Source organism: Mitsuaria sp. RG, assembly GCF_028369275.1.
GTDB lineage: Bacteria > Pseudomonadota > Gammaproteobacteria > Pseudomonadales > Pseudomonadaceae > Aquipseudomonas > Aquipseudomonas peradeniyensis.
The window spans coordinates 1-17,873 of the sequence record NZ_JAQMYQ010000016.1; the positions used below are offsets into that span (position 1 = coordinate 1).

The 17,873-nt window shown below is 66.2% G+C and carries 13 protein-coding genes; 1 reads left to right on the forward strand and 12 read right to left on the reverse strand.

The window, feature by feature from the left end; all coding sequences use genetic code 11:
• Window positions 1-542: 542 nt before the first annotated feature.
• The 4 genes from POF53_RS11245 to POF53_RS11260 form a co-directional block, all read right to left on the reverse strand.
• Complete coding sequence (locus tag POF53_RS11245) at window positions 543-1,910, reverse strand: TolC family outer membrane protein (protein ID WP_254463811.1); 1,368 nt, start codon at window positions 1,908-1,910, stop codon at window positions 543-545.
• Window positions 1,911-1,988: 78 nt separating this feature from the next.
• Window positions 1,989-5,066 (reverse strand): MexW/MexI family multidrug efflux RND transporter permease subunit, encoded by a 3,078-nt coding sequence (locus POF53_RS11250; RefSeq protein ID WP_498967730.1) that lies wholly within the window; start codon window positions 5,064-5,066, stop codon window positions 1,989-1,991.
• A 36-nt stretch (window positions 5,067-5,102) separates the two neighbouring features.
• Window positions 5,103-6,206 carry an efflux RND transporter periplasmic adaptor subunit gene (locus POF53_RS11255; protein WP_232856566.1) on the reverse strand — a complete coding sequence of 368 codons (1,104 nt, stop codon included), beginning with the start codon at window positions 6,204-6,206 and terminating at the stop codon, window positions 5,103-5,105.
• Window positions 6,203-6,856 (reverse strand): DsbA family oxidoreductase, encoded by a 654-nt coding sequence (locus POF53_RS11260; protein ID WP_203651723.1) that lies wholly within the window; start codon window positions 6,854-6,856, stop codon window positions 6,203-6,205. Before POF53_RS11260 ends, POF53_RS11255 begins: the two co-directional genes overlap by 4 nt.
• Before the next feature lie 161 nt (window positions 6,857-7,017).
• Here POF53_RS11260 and POF53_RS11265 point away from each other — a divergent pair, with 161 nt between their 5' ends.
• Complete coding sequence (locus tag POF53_RS11265) at window positions 7,018-7,947, forward strand: class I SAM-dependent methyltransferase (protein WP_254463810.1); 930 nt, start codon at window positions 7,018-7,020, stop codon at window positions 7,945-7,947.
• 111 nt (window positions 7,948-8,058) lie between these two features.
• Here POF53_RS11265 and POF53_RS11270 read toward each other — a convergent pair whose 3' ends face one another.
• The 8 genes from POF53_RS11270 to gcl form a co-directional block, all read right to left on the reverse strand.
• Complete coding sequence (locus POF53_RS11270; RefSeq protein ID WP_028692830.1) at window positions 8,059-9,057, reverse strand: sulfate ABC transporter substrate-binding protein; 999 nt, start codon at window positions 9,055-9,057, stop codon at window positions 8,059-8,061.
• Between the two features lie 220 nt (window positions 9,058-9,277).
• Window positions 9,278-10,099, reverse strand: coding sequence for an ion transporter (locus POF53_RS11275; RefSeq protein ID WP_203651729.1), 822 nt, complete (start codon window positions 10,097-10,099; stop codon window positions 9,278-9,280).
• 45 nt (window positions 10,100-10,144) lie between these two features.
• Window positions 10,145-11,020, reverse strand: coding sequence for an urea transporter (locus POF53_RS11280; RefSeq protein ID WP_203651731.1), 876 nt, complete (start codon window positions 11,018-11,020; stop codon window positions 10,145-10,147).
• Window positions 11,021-11,203: 183 nt separating this feature from the next.
• Window positions 11,204-12,619 (reverse strand): pyruvate kinase, encoded by a 1,416-nt coding sequence (gene pyk, locus POF53_RS11285; RefSeq protein WP_232856782.1) that lies wholly within the window; start codon window positions 12,617-12,619, stop codon window positions 11,204-11,206.
• The gene (locus tag POF53_RS11290; RefSeq protein WP_234560297.1) at window positions 12,616-13,890 is read right to left on the reverse strand and encodes a glycerate kinase type-2 family protein; all 1,275 of its coding nucleotides are present in this window, start codon (window positions 13,888-13,890) and stop codon (window positions 12,616-12,618) included. The genes pyk and POF53_RS11290 overlap by 4 nt, the downstream gene beginning before the upstream one ends.
• A 218-nt stretch (window positions 13,891-14,108) precedes the next feature.
• On the reverse strand, window positions 14,109-15,002 hold the full coding sequence (locus tag POF53_RS11295; protein ID WP_232856780.1) for a 2-hydroxy-3-oxopropionate reductase: 894 nt from the start codon (window positions 15,000-15,002) through the stop codon (window positions 14,109-14,111).
• A 179-nt stretch (window positions 15,003-15,181) separates the two neighbouring features.
• Window positions 15,182-15,964, reverse strand: a complete 783-nt coding sequence (gene hyi / locus POF53_RS11300; RefSeq protein ID WP_186715579.1) for a hydroxypyruvate isomerase — start codon at window positions 15,962-15,964, stop codon at window positions 15,182-15,184.
• A gap of 54 nt (window positions 15,965-16,018) precedes the next feature.
• Entirely contained in the window at window positions 16,019-17,794 is a 1,776-nt protein-coding gene (gcl, locus tag POF53_RS11305; RefSeq protein ID WP_254463807.1) for a glyoxylate carboligase, read from the reverse strand.
• Between the last annotated feature and the right edge of the window lie 79 nt (window positions 17,795-17,873).

Below are 17,873 nucleotides of genomic sequence, written 5' to 3' on the forward strand. Positions count from 1 at the left end.
CCCCCCCCCCCCCCCCCCCCCCCCCCCCCCCCCCCCCCACGCTGGTACTTTGCGCCCTAAGCGGCAGCCCCCCAGCCATCTCGAAGACTGTCAGATCTTTCCGAACCTGAAACCAAATGCTTCAGCCAGCAAAGCTTGGGATCTACCCTACGCGCTTGCCGGAAGCCGCCGCGTTGTCGGGGAAATACCCCACGGATAACTTCACTGGGTCGCCACACCAGGTGACCGGGCGTGAGAACCCGAGGCGTAAAGTATCGGCAATCCAGTTATGGCAGCCGTGCCCGGGCAGACTTCGGTCTGGCCGAGTTTTTCTTGCGCCTCGGTTTCTCACCCCGTGCACGGCTGCCACCATTTGTTTCTCGCTCCAAAGTGCTGTCGTGGGAGCGGGCTTGCCCCGCGATTCGGGCGCTGCCAGGTCAATGTTTCATGGTTGCCGTACGCGGGCAGACTTTGGTCTGGCCGGCTTCAGTGCGTCGGTTTCTCACCCCGCGTACGGCGGCCACCTACTTCGTGTGAAAGATCGAACTGGGCAGTGCTCCCAGTCAACCCCGCAGATCACTCGGCAGGAAGTCCCGCTCCGGCTCGTAATCCAGCTTCAGATACCCCGCCAGCTCGCGCAGGTCATCCGGGCTCAGGCTGCCGGCCTGCTGCTTGAGCCGCAGGCTGTCGACGATGTACGCATAGCGCGAGACGTTGTAGTCGCGCACCGCGTTGTACAGGTCGCGCTGCGCATCGAGGATATCGACGATGTTGCGGCTGCCCACCTCATACCCCGCCTCGGTGGCCCGCAACGAGCCCTGGCTGGAGACAATGCTCTGGCGTCGCGCCCGCACCTGCTCGACATCGCTGACCACCGCGCGGAAGGCGTTGCGCGAACCTTCCAGCACCTCGCGCTCGAGGCTGGTGCGGCCGTACTCGGTGCGCGCCAGCTCATGGGTGGCCTGGCGCACCCGCGCGCTGGTGCCACCGCCGCTGAACAGCGGCAGCTTCATCTGCACCATCACCGAGCTGTCGCGCTGGTTGCCGGGGCGCTGGCCGAAGTGCGCGCTGGAGTCCATCAGGTCGCTGTCGCCCTCGGCGTAGCCCATGGCCAGGTTGAAGGTCGGCAGGTGATCGGCCTTGCTGCTGCGCAGGGTCTGGCCGGCCTGGCTGACGGCGGCCTGGCTGGCGCGCAGGCGCAGGTTCTGCGCCATGGCCTGCTCGACCCAGGCGTCGGCGCGCTCGGGCACCGGCGCCTGCACCGGCAGGCTGTGGCGGATCCCGGCCAATGCCGGTTGCGCCTGGCCGGTCAGGCGCATCAGCGCCTGGTAGGCGTCTTCGCTGCGGCGCTGGCTGTCGATCAGGTTGGCGCTGGCGCGGTCGAAGCTGGCCTGGGCCGAGAGCATGTCGTTCTGGTCGGACAGGCCGGCGTCATAGCTCAGCCGGGTCTGCTGCAACTGGCGGTCGAAGGCGCGCAGCTCGGCCTTGGCGGTGGCCAGGTTGTCCTCGGCCAGCAGGGTGTCGAAGTAGCTGCTGGCGGTGTCGAGGATCAGCTGTTGCTGGAACGCCGAGAAGTCCAGTTCGGCCTGTTCGTTCTCGGACTGCGCGGCCTTGAAGTCGAACCAGCGGCTGAGGTCGAACAACGGCTGGTCGAGGCTCAGGCGGTACAGGCTGCCGCTGCGCTGCTCGACCTGGCGGCGGTCGCTGCGCACGTCGCCGGCCTCGGCATCCAGGGCCACCTGCGGCAGCAGGCGGGCGCGGGCCAGGGGCACGGCCTCGCGGCGGGCCAGGTAGTTCTCGCGGGCGGCGGCCATGTCGCTGTTGTGCTCGACCACCTGGGCGTACACCGACATCAGCGTCGCACGCTCGGCGGCAACGGCCTGGGCCAGGGGCGCCAGGAGCAGCAGGGGCAGAAGGGTCTTACGTAGCATGTCGTTTCTCTTAATTCGGGCCGGCCGCTCCCAGGGGCAGCCGATCACGGCTGCCACAGGGGAGGGCGGGCGAAGGGGTCAGGCCGGCTGGGTGTAGGCGGCCAGTTCCTGCAGGCGTGGGTCTTCGCTGGCGCGGTGGTCCTTGGCCAGCAGCGAGTACACGGTGGGCAGGATGAACAGGGTGAACAGCGTGCCGACCAGCATGCCGATGACGATCACCAGGCCCAGGCTGAAGCGGCTGTGGGCACCGGCGCCGCTGGCCAGCAGCAGCGGGACCAGGCCCACCACCATGGCCGCGGTGGTCATCAGGATCGGCCGCAGGCGAATCTGCGCGGCGCGTTCGATGGCCGTGCGGCGGTCGAGCTGGTCGGCCTGCTGCAGTTCGTTGGCGAACTCGACCATGAGGATGCCGTGCTTGCTGATCAGGCCGACCAGGGTCACCAGGCCGATCTGCGTGTAGATGTTCACCGTGGCGTAGCCCAGGTACAGCGGGATCAGCGCGCCGCACACCGACATCGGCACGCTGACCAGGATCACCAGCGGGTCGCGCAGGCTTTCGAACTGCGCCGCCAGCACCAGGTAGATGACCAGGATGGCGAAGATGAACGTCACCACCAGGGCGCTGCCTTCCTGGACGAACTGGCGCGCATCGGACAGCCAGTCATGGCTGAAGCCGGTGGGCAGGGCATTGGCCTGGGCGGCGAGGAACTGCACCGCGTCGCCGATGCTCACGCCCGGTGCCGGCACCGCCTGCAGGGTGGCGGAGTTGAGCTGGTTGAACTGGGTCAGCTTGTTGGGCTCGATCGACATGTCGAAGCTGACCAGGGTCGACAGCGGCACCTGGGCGCCGTTGGCGGCCTTGACGTACTGGCCGACCAACATTTCCGCCGACAGGCGCTGGGCCCGTGCCACCTGCGGGATCACATCGTAGGAACGGCCGTCGAGGGCGAAGCGGTTGACGTAGTTCTCGCCTACCAGCACCGCCAGGGCGTCGCCGATGGCCTGCATGCTGATGCCCAGGTCGTTGGCCTTGCTGCGGTCGATGTTGATGTTGACCAGCGGGCTGTTGAAGTCCAGGTCGGAGTCGACCACGGCGAACAGGCCGCTGGCCATGGCCGCTTGCTTGATCTTGTCCATGGAATCGAACACCACGCGGTGGTCCTGGGAGCTCTGGATCACCATCTGCACCGGCAGGCCGCCGGTGGAGCCGGGCAGCGGCGGCAGCTGGAAGGCGAAGATGGCCACGCCCTCGATCTCGCCGACGGCTTTCTGGATCTCGGCCTGCAGTTGGTCGGCGCTGCGCTGGCGCTTTTCCCAGGTGCTCAGGTTGGCGCCGCCGAACGCGGTGCGCGGGCCGTCGTTGCCGTTGACCACCCAGGTGATGTCGGTTTCCGGGAAGGTGGCGAACAGGCGGTCCATGCGGTGCGCGTACATCTCGGTGTAGTCGATGTTGGCGTACTGCGGCGCCTTGGCCACTGCCAGCACCTGGGCCTGGTCCTCGACCGGCGCCAGTTCGCGCTGGGCGCCGAGGTAGAGGATCGGCAGGCTGACGAACACCGCCGCGGCAATCGCCAGGGTCAGCCAGCGGTGGTGCAGGGACACGTCCAGCACACGCCCGTAACCCTTGCCCAGCCACTGGAAGAAGCGCTCGGCGCCACGGGCCATCGGCCCTTCGCTGGCCTGGCGGTTGAGCAGGAAGGCGCTCATCACCGGCGACAGGGTCAGCGCCACCACGCCGGACACCACCACGGCGCCGGCGAGGGTGAAGGCGAACTCCTTGAACAGCGCGCCGGTGAGCCCGCCCATCAGGCCGATGGGTGCGTACACCGCGGCCAGGGTCAGGGTCATGGCGATCACCGGGCCGGCGATCTCGCGGGCGCCGACCAGCGCCGCCTGCAAGGGCGACTTGCCTTCCTCGATATGGCGGTGGACGTTCTCCACCACGACGATGGCGTCGTCCACCACCAGGCCGATGGCCAGGACCATCGACAGCAAGGTCAGCAGGTTGATACTGAAACCGAACAGACTCATGATCGCCGCCGCGCCGATCAGCGACAGCGGGATGGTCACCAGCGGGATCAGCACGCTGCGCAGCGAGCCGAGGAACAGGAAGATCACCACGGCGACGATCACCACGGCCTCGACCAGGGTCTTGACCACCTCGTCGATGGACGCCTGGATGAAGCGCGCCACTTCGAACACGATGTTGGCGGTCATGCCCGGCGGCATGGTCTCGCGGATCTGCGGCATCATCTCCTGCACCGCGCCGACGATGGTCAGCGGATTGCCGGCGGGGGTGGCGTGCAGGCCGATGAACACCGCCGGCTCGCCGTCCATGATGCCGCTGGTGTCGTAGGAGGTGGCGCCGAGCTCGGCGGTGCCGATGTCGCTCAGGCGGATCAGCGTGTCGCCGTCGCGGCGCACCACCATCTGGCGGAACTGGTCGACGCTGGTCAGGTCGGTGTTGATGTTGATGTTGGCCGAGACGTACTGGCCCTTGGTCTGCCCGGGGGCGGCCTGGAAGTTGTTCTGGCGTATGGCCTCGGCCACGTCGCTGGCCGACAGGTTGCGCGCGGCCATGCGCGCCGGGTCCAGCCACAGGCGCATGGCCAGTTTCTGGCCGCCGAGGATCTGCGCCTCGGCGACGCCGTCGATGGCCGCCACGCGTGGCTGCACCACCCGCGAGATGTAGTCGGTGATCGCCGGCAGGCCGATGTCCTTGCTCGAGAAGCCGATGTAGATCACCGCCGTGCCTTCACCGGAGGACTTGGCCACCACCGAGTCGTAGGCGCCTTCGGGCAGGCGGTACTTGACCTGGTTGACGGCGGCCATGATCTCGGTGAGGGCCTTGTTGGAGTCGGCGTTGAGCTTCAGGCGCACGCTGATGACGCTCTTGCCCTGGGTCGAGGTCGAGCTCAGGTAGTCGACGCCGTCGACCGAGGCCACGGCTTGCGAGATGGGTTGGGTGACGAAGCCCTGCATCAGCTGCGAGCGGGCGCCGGGGTATTCGGTGGTGATGGTGATGGTCGCGCTTTCCAGCTGCGGGTACTGGCGGATCGGCAGGTTCAGCAGCGCCAGCAGGCCAAGCATGACGATCATCGCGCAGACCACCAGGGTCAGTACCGGGCGGCGGATGAACAGGTCGGTGAATTTCATGGTGCTACAGGTCCTTTTCAGTGGCACGCAAACCCATTACTGCTGGGCCAGGTCCGGCTTGCGCGTGGTGCTGGCGGCCAGGGTGTCGTCGGTGACCCGCACCGGCATGCCATTGCTCAGGCGGATCTGCCCGGACACCACCACGCGGTCGCCCGGTGTCAGCGCGTCGAGCACCACTACACGGTCGTCGCGGCGGGCGCCGAGCTTGACGAACACCTGCTCCACGCGCAGCGCGCCGTCCTTCTCGCGCAGCACGTACAGCGAGTTGCCGTAGGCGCTGTAGCTGATCGCCGTTTCCGGCACGCTGAGCACGTCGGCGTGGCTCGGCAGCTCGATGCTGACGTTGGCGAACATGCCCGGCTTGAGTTGCTGGCCGGGGTTGTCGAGGGTCGCTTGCACCTGCATGGAGCGGGCACCCGGATCGATCTGCGGCTCCAGGGTGGTGACCGCGGCGACAAAGCGCTGCTGCGGCCAGGCGTCGACCTTGAGGGTGATGGCCTGGCCCGCTTGCAGGGCGGCGGCGGACTGCTCGGGCAGCGGGAAGTTGACATGCAGGCGCGACAGCTCGGTGAGGGTCACCAGGCTGTCGCCGGGGCTGACGTACTGGCCGAGGTTGACCTTGCGAATGCCCAGCACGCCGGCGAACGGGGCGCGGATGGTCTTCTGCGCGATCTGCGCCTGGACCTGGGCGATCTCGCCAAGCAACTGGTCGTAGTTGGCCTGGGCCTGGTCGAGCTGGGCCTGGGTGGAGGCCAGCGGCAGCACCTTGCGCGTGCGCTCCAGGGCCAGCTTGGCGTTCTTGGCCTGGGCCTGCAGCTTGGCCAGCTCGCCGCGCTCGGGCGCGTCGTTGAGCTTGACCAGCACTTGGCCGGCGGCCACGGCCTTGCCGGCGGTGAACTCCAGCGCGGTGATGCGCCCGCCGACTTCCGGCGAGACATTGACCTGGTGCACCGCCTCCAGGGTGCCGACGGCGCTGAGCACCTGCGGCATGGGGCCGGACTGCACCCGGGCGACCGCCACCGGGGTGGCGTTGGCCTGGGCGGCGGGGGCGTCGTTGGCCATCACCGCCGGGGCGGGCAGCAGGGCCATGGCCAGTAGCGACAGCGAGGTGCCGGCGGCGATCCAGTAGCGATTGTTCATTGTGCGGCTCCTTGTGCCTGGTTCTGGTTGGCACGGACCTGGATGAAGGTCTGGCGCAGTTGCTCGAGGCTCAGGGCGCCGGGGACCAGGTAGCGGCCATCGATCACCAGGCTGGGTACCGAGCTGATGCCCAGGCGGCGGCCCAGGGCCAGCTCTTCGTCGAGCATTTGCGGGGCCTGTTGGTCGAATGCCGTGGCGAAGGCCTGCGGGTCGAAGCCGGCCTCGGTGGCGACCGCCAGCACGGTGGCGCGGTCGCCAATGTTGCGGGCCTGCACCAGGTGGGCTTCCTGCAGGCGGTCGAACATACGCTCGTGGCCTTCGTTGCCGCCCAGCGCCTTGGCGGTCTGGCAGGCGAGGCCGGCGAGCAGGCCGGTGGGGTATTCGAAGTCCTGCTGGCGCATGGCTTCGATGTTGATGCGCTTGACGTCCTCGGCGCGCGAGCACGACAGCCAGTGGCTGAGGATGGTTTCCTTGGCCTTGGGCATCGAGCCGAAGCGCTCGACCATCGCCTCGCGGCTGGTCTGCAGGATGAAGCTGCGGTGCTGGATGTCCAGGTTGAGTTCGTCCTGCAGCTGCTTGAGGCGCGGGGCGAGGACGAAGCACCAGCCGCAGACGACATCGTGGAAGAATTCGACTTTCAGGGGTGACATGGCAGTGATCCGGTTTCAGGGAGGGATGGCCGCACTATCCACAGCGCCCCGGCAAGAAAAAAGCGACAAAAGTGCCGCAAACCCTCTCATCCCCTTCATCGATGGCCGCCCGGCCCGGCCGCGAGCAGGTAGAATGGCGCTTTTGCCTGACCGTAGCCGACATGAGCCCAGCCATCGCCACCCTTGAGCAGCACCTGCTCGCCGCCCTCGATCCCGCCCCCCAGGAGACCCGCCGCCTGTTCCATGGTCGTGGCCGCTGCTGGCCGGGGCTCGAGCAGATCACCGTCGACTGGCTCGATGGCGTGCTGCTGGTGGCGCTGTTCCGCGAGCCGCCCGAGGGCCAGCTGGCAGAGCTTGAAGCCATGCTGATGGCGCTGGCCGAACGCCCGCAGTGGACCGGCCAGGCCATCCTGCTGCAGCACCGCTACCTGCCGGACAGCCCCGGCCAGTGGTTGTGGGGCGCGCCGTGCCAGCAGCGCGAGGTGGTCGAGGATGGCCTGAAGTACCTGCTCGACCTGGGCGTGCGCCAGAACAACGGCCTGTTTCTCGACATGCGCTATGGCCGACGCTGGGTGCGCGAGCAGGCGGCCGGCAAGCGCGTGCTCAACCTGTTCGCCTACACCTGCGGTTTTTCGGTGGCGGCGATCGCCGGCGGCGCCGAGCAGGTGGTCAACCTGGACATGGCCAAGTCGGCGCTGTCCCGGGGCCGCGATAACCACCGGCTCAACGGCCATGACGCTTCGCGCGTCGCGTACCTGGGGCATGAGCTGTTCAAGTCGTGGGGCAAGGTGCGCAAGTACGGGCCGTACGACCTGATCATCATCGACCCGCCGACCTTCCAGCGTGGCAGCTTCGTGCTGACTCAGGACTACGCCAAGATCCTTCGGCGTTTGCCGGAGTTGTTGACTGAAGGCGGCACGGTGCTGGCCTGCGTCAACGACCCGGGGATCGGACCGCAGTTTCTCATCGAGGGGATGGCCGAGCAGGCGCCGGGGCTGGCGTTCGTCGAGCGGCTGGAGAATCCGCCGGAGTTTCCGGATGCGGATCCGGAGGGTGGCCTCAAAGCCCTGGTGTTCTGCCAGCAGGCCTGAGGCAGGACTCCTGTAGGAGCGGGCTTGTCCCGCGATGGCGTCAGACCAGGCAACATCATTGCTTGGGCTGACGCCATCGCGGGACAAGCCCGCTCCTACAGGGGGCGTTGGTTACTTGTTGGTATAGATCTGGTCGAACACGCCACCATCATTGAAGTGGGTCTTCTGCACGGTGCGCCAGTCGCCGAAGGTCTTCTCCACCGACAGGAAGTCGACTTTCGGGAAGCGGTCGGTGTACTTGGCCAGTACGGTGGCGTCACGCGGGCGCAGGTAGTTGTTCGCGGCGATCTCCTGAGCCTCTGGCGACCACAGGTACTTCAGGTATTCCTCGGCCACGGCCTGGGTGCCTTTCTTGGCCACCACCTTGTCCACCACGCTCACCGGCGGCTCGGCCTCGGCCGACACGCTCGGGTAGATCACCTCGAACTGGTCGCGACCGAACTCGCGGGCGATCATCTCGGCCTCGTTCTCGAAGGTCACCAGCACATCGCCGATCTGGTTGGTCATGAAGGTGGTGGTGGCGGCGCGGCCCCCGGTGTCCAGCACCGGCGCCTGCTTGAACAGCTTGCCGACGAAGTCGCGGGCCTTGGTTTCATCACCGCCCTGCTTGAGCACGTAGCCCCAGGCCGAGAGATAGGTGTAGCGGCCGTTACCCGAGGTCTTGGGGTTGGGCACGATCACCTGCACGCCATCCTTGAGCAGGTCCGGCCAGTCCTTCAGCGCCTTGGGGTTGCCCTTGCGCACGATGAACACGGTGGCCGAGGTGAACGGCGCGCTGTTGTTCGGCAGGCGGCTCACCCAGTTGTCCGGCACCAGCTTGCCGTTGTCGGCCAGGGCGTTGATGTCGGTGGCCATGTTCATGGTGATCACGTCGGCCGGCAGGCCATCGATCACCGCGCGCGCCTGCTTGCTCGAGCCGCCGAAGGACATCTGCACATTGACCTTCTCCTTGTGCTCGGCCTCCCAGTGCTTCTGGAACGCCGGGTTGTAGTCCTTGTAGAAGTCGCGCATCACGTCGTAGGAGACGTTGAGCAGGGTCGGGGCGGCCTGGGCGAGGTTGCCCAGGGCCAGGCCCGCGGCGAGCAGCGAGGCGCTGAAGAGTTTTTTCACTGGGGCATTCCTTGTTCTGGTTCAAAGGGTTGGCGATTTGCCAGCGACTATAGCGGGTGGCTTTGCGTGGGTTAAAGAACAAAACGGTCTTTGGTTATGTCGTTGTCAGTGCCGGCCTCTTCGCGGGTAAACCCGCTCCCACAGGTACTCAGCAGCCCTTGAACACTGCGAAATCCCTGTGGGAGCGGGATTACCCGCGAAAGGGCCAGCACAGTCAGCCTCACTGCTTGGGAAACAACGCATTGCCACACCGCGAACAGAACGCCGCGCCATGCTCGTGGTGATGCTTGGCGCAGGTCGGGCAGTCATGCTGCAACTGCTCGCCGCGCAGGGCATTGGCCAATTCGGCGGTGAAGATGCCGGTGGGCACGGCAATGATCGAGTAACCGGTGATCATCACCAGCGACGACAGCACCTGCCCCAGCGGCGTCTTCGGCACGATATCGCCGAAGCCTACCGTGGTCAGGGTGACGATGGCCCAGTAGATGCCCTTGGGAATGCTGGTGAAGCCGTGCTCCGGCCCTTCGATCACGTACATCAATGTGCCGAACACCGTGACCAGGGTCGACACGCTGACCAGGAACACGATGATCTTCTGCTTGCTGCCCTGCAGCGCCGCCAGCAGGTAGTGGGCCTGCTTCAGGTAGGGGCTGAGCTTGAGCACGCGGAAGATCCGCAGCATGCGGATCACCCGGATCATCAGCAGGTACTGGGCGTCGCTGTAGTACAGGGCGATGATCCCGGGCACGATCGCCAGCAGGTCGACCAGCCCGTAGAAGCTGAAGGCATAGCGCAGCGGCTTGGGCGAGCAGTACAGGCGGGTGATGTATTCGGCGAGGAAGATCGCCGTGAAGCCCCACTCGATACCGGCCAGCAGCCCGGCGTAGTTCTGGTGAACATCGTCGATGCTGTCGAGGATCACCGTGACCAGGCTGGCGAGGATGATCAGCAGGAGGATCTTGTCGAAGCGTCTTCCAGCGACCGTGTCGGTCTGGAAGACGATGACGTAGAGCCGCTCGCGCAGGCTCGAAGGGTTGTCCATGGGCGCGTTCCATTGTGCGAATGGGCAGAGCCTAGGGGCTGTGTTTCAGCTGTGCAAGCGAGGCGCGTTACGGCGCTGGTTGACCTGGGCCAGGTGGTTGCCCAGGTGCATCAGCCAGCAGGCGGTGACGAACGGCGCGGTCAGCCCGGCGATCGGCAGCAGGTTGAACAGAGGTTGCAGCACCAGGGCGCAGGCGATGGCGAGCAAGGTCACCCAAGGCTTCTCACCCTGGCGGCTGAAGGCCAGCGCGGCCAGTGCCGCATTGAAACCGTACAGCCCCAGCCAGGCCCCTTGTGCCTCGCCCGCCAGCAGCGCGACACCGCCACCGATGGCCGAGCCGATCAGCGCCCAGGTGGCGGCATAGGGGTTGGCGAAGTACATGCCGATGACGATCAGCAGGCCGGCCATGGGCTTGTCGAGCAGGAAGATCTGCCCCACGCCGCGCAGCAGGGCATATACAGGGTCTGCCTCGACAAAGCTGCTGATCGAGGGCTCGGCCAGCAGCAGGGTGGCCCAACCCAGCAGCACGAAGGGCGCGGTATAGGCGACCAGCAGCTTGCCGCCACGCTTGCGCCACTGGTGGGTGAGCATGCTCGACAGGCCGCCGGCGGCAATGATCAGTGGCGGTAGGATCGCCGACCAAGGCAGCACGGCGCTGATCAGGATGCCGATCAGCACGCCGTTGTAGCAGTACAGCCCGGCCTGGCGATCGGCGCGGTCGTAGCCGCGGCGCTGGGCGGTGAGCAGGCCGGCCAGGGCGCCGAGCAGGGCGCCGCCGACCAGGTCCGGCGCGGTCAGCAGGATGGCCAGCAGGCAACACAGGCCGCACAGGGGATTGCGCAGCAGCAGCACCTGGCTGAAGCCGTTGAGCAAGGCCGTGGCCCAGTCGGGGCACGGGTTGACGAAATTCTTGGTGTACATGGGCAGTCGGTAAGGTGGGTGGGGGAGCGGTGGGCCTCTTTGGGCCTCGGTTTTCCGCGGGTTCGGTGCATCGGGAGGGCTTTGCCCTCCTTTCGCGGCACAAGGCCGCTCCTACAAGGGATTGCGGTCTCCTGTAGGAGCGGCCTTGTGCCGCGAAAGGGGCGCAGGGCGCCCCAGGCGATCTCAAACCAAGGTCTCGATCCGCAAGGTGTTAGTCGAACCCGGCTTGCCGAAAGGCACACCGGCGGTGATCAGCAGCGTGTCGCCACGGCTGGCCATGCCTTGCGCCTGGGCGATTTCCAGCGCCGTGGAGACCACCTCGTCGACCTGGCGCAGGCGGTCGTTGACCACCGAATGCACGCCCCAGGCCACGCTCAGGCGGCGTGCGGTGTTGAGGTTCGGCGTCAGGTTGAGGATCGGTGCCCGTGGCCGCTCGCGGGCGGCGCGCAGGGTCGAGGCCCCCGACTCGCTGTAGTTGACCAGCACCGCCACCGGCAGGATGCCGCTGATACGACGGATCGCGCAGCTGATGGCATCGGACACCGTGGCTTCGGCCTTGGGCCGGCCGACGTCGAGCTGGGCCTGGTAGTCCGGGCCGTTTTCCACCTGGCGGATGATCTTGCTCATCATCTGCACCGCTTCCAGCGGGTAGTCGCCCGAGGCGGTCTCGGCCGACAGCATCACAGCATCCGCGCCTTCGGCCACGGCGTTGGCCACGTCGGTGACTTCGGCGCGGGTCGGGGCCGGGGAGAAGCGCATCGATTCGAGCATCTGGGTTGCCACCACCACTGGCTTGCCCAGCTGGCGGCAGGTGCCGATGATGCCTTTCTGGATCTGCGGCACGCTCTCGGCCGGCACTTCCACGCCCAGGTCGCCACGGGCGACCATGATCGCGTCGGACAGCTCGGCGATGGCCTGCAACTGCTCGACCGCCGAGGGCTTCTCGATCTTGGCCATCAGGTAGGCGCGGTCACCGATCAGCTGGCGCGCCTCGACGATGTCTTCGGGGCGCTGGACGAACGACAGCGCCACCCAGTCCACGCCAAGCTCCAGGCCGAAGGCCAGGTCGCGGCGGTCCTTCTCGGTCAGCGGGGAGAGGTCAAGCACCGCCTGGGGCACGTTGACGCCCTTGCGGTCGGACAACTCGCCACCGGCCAGCACTTCGGTGTCGATGGCGTCGCCGTGCTTGGCGGTGACGCGCAGGCGCAGCTTGCCGTCGTCCAGCAGCAGGTCCATGCCCGGCTCCAGCGCGGCGATGATTTCCGGGTGCGGCAGGTTGACCCGGCGGCTGTCGCCCGGGGTCTTGTCCAGGTCCAGGCGCAGGGCCTGGCCGCGTTGCAGCTGGACCTTGCCGTCGGCGAAACGGCCGACGCGCAGCTTTGGCCCCTGCAGGTCCATGAGGATGCCCAGCGGATAGTTGAGCTGCTGCTCGACTTCGCGGATCCACTGGTAGCGCAGGGCGTGGTCGGCGTGTTCGCCGTGGCTGAAGTTGAGGCGGAAGATGTTCACCCCGGCCTCGACCAGCTGGCGGATGTCATCGATGCCTTTGATCGCAGGCCCGAGGGTGGCGAGGATTTTGACTTTTTTATCAGGCGTCATGATTGCGGAGTCTCGAGGATCAGGATGGCACGGAAGTCGTTGACATTGGTGCGGGTCGGCTCGGTGACGATCAGCGCGTCGAGGGCGGCGAAGTAGCCATAGCCGTTGTTGTTGTCCAGCTCATCGCTGGCCGACAGGCCCAGGGCCTCGGCGCGAGCGAAGCTGTCCGGGGTCATGAAGGCGCCGGCGTTGTCCTCCGAGCCATCGATGCCGTCGGTGTCGCCGGCCAGGGCATACACGCCGGGCAGGCCCTTGAGGCTTTCGGTGAGGCTGAGCAGGAACTCGGCGTTGCGCCCGCCACGGCCGTTGCCGCGCACGGTGACGGTGGTCTCGCCACCGGAGAGGATCACGCAGGGTGCCTTGAGCGGTTGGCCGTGCAGGACGATCTGCCGGGCGATGCCGGCATGCACCTTGGCCACTTCGCGCGACTCGCCCTCCAGGTCGCCGAGGATCAACGGGCTGAATCCGGCCTGGCGGGCTTTCACCGCGGCGGCCTCCAGCGACTGCTGGGGCCTGGCGATCAGCTGGAAGTGGCTGCGGGCCAGGGCCGGGTCATCGGCCTTGACGGTCTCGGAGGCCGGGTTGTTGAGCCAGTCGATGACGGCCTTGGGCGCGTCGATGTTGTAGCGCTTGATGATCGCCAGGGCGTCGGCCGAGGTGCTCGGATCGGCCACGGTGGGGCCGGAGGCGATGACCGTGGCGAGGTCGCCGGGCACATCGGAAATCGCGTAGGTGTAGACGGTGGCCGGCCAGCAGGCCTTGGCCAGGCGGCCGCCCTTGATCGCCGAGAGGTGCTTGCGCACGCAGTTCATCTCGCCGATGGTGGCGCCGGATTTCAGCAGGGCCTTGTTGATCTGCTGCTTGTCGGCCAGGGTCAGGCCTTCGGCGGGCAGGGCCAGCAGGGCCGAGCCACCGCCGGAGAGCAGGAAGATGACGCGGTCGTCTTCGCTCAGGTTGCTGACCAGGTCGAGCACCCGCTTGGCCACGGCCAGGCCGGCGGCATCGGGGACCGGGTGGGCGGCTTCGACCACCTCGATTTTCTGGCAGCTGGCGCCATGGCCATAGCGGGTGACCACCAGGCCGGAGACTTCGCCGTGCCAGCTTTTCTCGACCACTTCGGCCATGGCCGCGGCGGCCTTGCCGGCGCCGATGACGATGACCCGGCCGCTGCGGTCGGCGGGCAGGTGGGGTTCGAGGACCTGGCGGGGGTGGGCGGCGGCGATGGCTGTGTCGAACAGTTCGCGCAGGAGTTTTTGTGGATCGACCGACATGGCAGGCTCCCAGATTCTTGTTGTTCTGCAAAATCGAAAACGCCCCTGGAACTGCCTCCGTGCAGGCCGAACCAGGGGCGGGTGTTGCTCGGTTTCACCTGATGGGCCTGGGGTTGCAGGTTCATCGGTGTTGGCTTCTTCGCGGGGCAAGCCCGCTCCTACACGGACCACGCATTTCTGTAGGAGCGGGCTTGCCCCGCGAAGAGGCCGGTACAGGCTTACTTGTCGTCGCGGATCGAGAAGTTGGCCATGTGCTCCAGGCCCTTGATCAGCGCCGAGTGGTCCCAGTTGCCGCCGCCCAGCGCCACGCAGGTGCTGAACACTTGCTGGGCGTTGGAGGTGTTGGGCAGGTTGATGCCCAGCTCCTTGGCGCCTTGCAGGGCCAGGTTCAGGTCCTTCTGGTGCAGGTTGATGCGGAAGCCCGGATCGAAGGTGCCCTTGATCATGCGCTCGGCGTGTACTTCAAGGATCTTCGACGAGGCGAAGCCGCCCATCAGCGCTTCACGCACCTTGGCCGGGTCGGCGCCGTTCTTGGCGGCGAACAGCAGCGCTTCGCCAACGGCCTGGATGTTCAGGGCGACGATGATCTGGTTGGCCACCTTGGCGGTCTGGCCGTCGCCGTTGCCGCCGACGCGGGTGATGTTCTTGCCCATGGCTTCGAACAGCGGCAGGGCGCGCTCGAATGCTTTCGGGCAGCCGCCGACCATGATGCTCAGGGTCGCGGCCTTGGCGCCGACTTCGCCGCCGGACACTGGGGCGTCCAGGTAGGCGGCGCCAGTGGCCTTGATCTTCTCGGCGAAGGCCTTGGTGGCGGTGGGGGAGATCGAGCTCATGTCGATCACCACCTTGTTCGGGCCGACGCCTTCGGCGACGCCGTTCTCACCGAACAGGACGCTTTCGACCTGCGGGGTGTCCGGGACCATGACGATGATGAACTCGGCTTCCTGGGCCACTTCCTTCGGGTTGGCCAGGGCCACGGCGCCGGCGGCGATCAGGTCGGCCGGTGCTGCGTCGTGGTGGGTGGAAACGAAGATGCTGTGACCTGCCTTTTGCAGGTTCTGGGCCATGGGCTTGCCCATGATGCCGGTGCCGAGGAAACCGATTTTAGCCATGAGAGTTCTGCCTCTTTGTATTTGTATGAACAGGCGACCAGGCCCCTGTAGGAGCGGTCTTGTGCCGCGAAAGGGGTGCGTAGCGGCCCCACGATCTCAATCATGCCGGTAGATTGCCGGGGCTGCTGCGCAGCCCTTTCGCGGCACAAGGCCGCTCCTACAAGGGGCCGGCGTGTGTCTCAAATTGCGTTGTGGGTCTTGAGCCAGCCCAGGCCCGCCTCGGTGGTGGTCTTGGGCTTGTACTCCGCGCCCACCCAGCCCTGGTAGCCGATGCGGTCCAGGTGCTCGAACAGGAAGCGGTAGTTGATCTCGCCGGTGCCCGGCTCGTGGCGGCCCGGGTTGTCGGCCAGCTGCACGTGGTTGATCAGCTTCAGGTTGGTTTCCAGGGTGCGGGCCAGGTCACCTTCCATGATCTGCATGTGATAGATGTCGTACTGCAGGAACAGGTTGTCGCTGCCCACCTCGGCCTGGATTTCCAGGGCCTGCTTCGTGGTGTTCAGGTAGAAGCCCGGGATATCGCGGGTGTTGATCATTTCCATGACCAGGCGGATCCCGGCGCCCTTGAGCTTGTCGGCGGCGTAGCGCAGGTTGTCGACGAAGGTTTTGCGCACGGTGGCGCAGTCCAGGCCTTCGGGGCGAATGCCGGCCAAGGCATTGACCTGGGTGTTGCCCAGCACCTTGGCGTACTCGATGGCCTTGTCGACGCCAGCGCGGAATTCTTCGACGCGGTCGGGGTGGCAGGTGATGCCGCGCTCACCTTTCGACCAATCGCCCGCAGGAAGGTTGAACAGCACCTGGGTCAGGCCGTGGGCGTCAAGCTGCTGCTTGATCTCGGCGGCGCTGAAATCGTACGGGAAGAGGTATTCGACGCCGCTGAAACCAGCGTCGGCGGCGGCCTTGAAGCGGGCCAGGAAGTCCTGTTCGGTGAACAGCATGGACAGGTTGGCGGCGAAGCGAGGCATAAGTCGTCTCCTTGCGTTGAAGACCCCCGCGCAATGCGCGGGGGCGTCAGGCGATCAGTCCAGCAGCGAGATGGCGGTTGGCGCGTCGTTGCCGACCAGGGCGAGGTCTTCGAATTCGTTGACCGCGTTGATCTCGGTGCCCATGGAAATGTTGGTCACGCGCTCGAGAATCACTTCGACCACCACCGGCACGCGGAACTCTTCGGCCATCTTCTGCGCCTTGAGCAGGGCAGGGGCGATGTCGGCCGGTTCGAACACGCGCAGGGCCTTGCAGCCCAGGCCTTCGACCACGGCGACGTGATCGACACCATAGGTGGCGGCGTCGGTGGAATTGATGTTCTCGAAGGCCAGTTGTACACAGTAATCCATGTCGAAGCCACGCTGGGCCTGGCGGATCAGGCCGAGGTAGGCGTTGTTCACCAGCACGTGGACGTACGGCAGGTTGAACTGCGCGCCTACCGCCAGCTCTTCGATCATGAACTGGAAGTCGTAGTCACCGGACAGCGCGACGACCTTGCGCTTCGGGTCGGCCTTGACCACGCCGAGGGCGGCAGGGATGGTCCAGCCCAGCGGGCCGGCCTGGCCGCAGTTGATCCAGTGGCGTGGCTTGTACACGTGCAGGAACTGTGCGCCGGCGATCTGCGAAAGACCAATGGTGCTGACGTAGCAGGTGTCCTTGCCGAATACCTGGTTCATCTCTTCGTACACGCGCTGCGGCTTGACCGGCACATTGTCGAAGTGGGTCTTGCGCTGCAGGGTGGCCTTGCGCTGCTGGCAGTCTTCCAGCCAGGCTTTGCGGCACTTGAGTTTGCCGGCGGCTTTCCACTCGCGGGCCACTTCCAGGAACACATCCAGCGCCTTGCCGGCATCGGAAACGATACCCAGGTCAGGGGTGAACACGCGGCCGATCTGGGTTGGCTCGATGTCCACGTGCACGAACTTGCGGCCTTCGGTGTAGACGTCGACGGAGCCGGTGTGGCGGTTGGCCCAGCGGTTGCCGATACCGAACACCAGGTCGGACTTGAGCATGGTCGCGTTGCCGTAGCGGTGCGAGGTCTGCAGGCCGACCATGCCGACCATCAATTCGTGATCGTCCGGAATGGTGCCCCAGCCCATCAGGGTTGGCACTACCGGCACGCCGGTCAGTTCGGCGAACTCGACCAGTTTGTCGCTGGCGTCGGCGTTGATGATGCCACCGCCGGCTACTAGCAGCGGGCGCTCGGCGTCATTGAGCAGGGCGAGGGCTTTCTCGGCCTGGACGCGGGTGGCGGCTGGCTTGTTGATCGCCAGTGGCTCGTAGGCGTCGATGTCGAACTCGATCTCGGCCATCTGCACGTCGAACGGCAGGTCGATCAGCACCGGGCCTGGGCGGCCGGTACGCATTTCGTAGAAGGCCTTCTGGAAGGCGTAGGGCACCTGGCCCGGCTCCAGGACGGTGGTCGCCCACTTGGTCACCGGCTTGACGATACTGGTGATGTCGACGGCCTGGAAGTCTTCCTTGTGCAGGCGCGCGCGCGGGGCTTGGCCGGTGATGCAGAGGATCGGGATGGAGTCGGCCGAGGCGCTGTACAGGCCGGTGACCATGTCGGTGCCGGCAGGGCCGGAGGTGCCGATGCATACACCGATGTTGCCCGGGTTGGCGCGGGTGTAGCCCTCGGCCATGTGCGAGGCACCTTCGACGTGGCGAGCGAGGACGTGATCGATGCCACCGACTTTCTTCAGGGCCGAATACAGCGGGTTGATGGCAGCCCCCGGAATGCCGAACGCGGTATCTACACCTTCACGGCGCATGACCAGAACGGCTGCATCGATTGCTCTCATTTTGCTCATGGTTTGTGCCTCATCGATTTTGTAATTGTATACAACTTGTGTTGCGGCAGAGTGTATTCATGCTCGGCGCAAAAGGTCA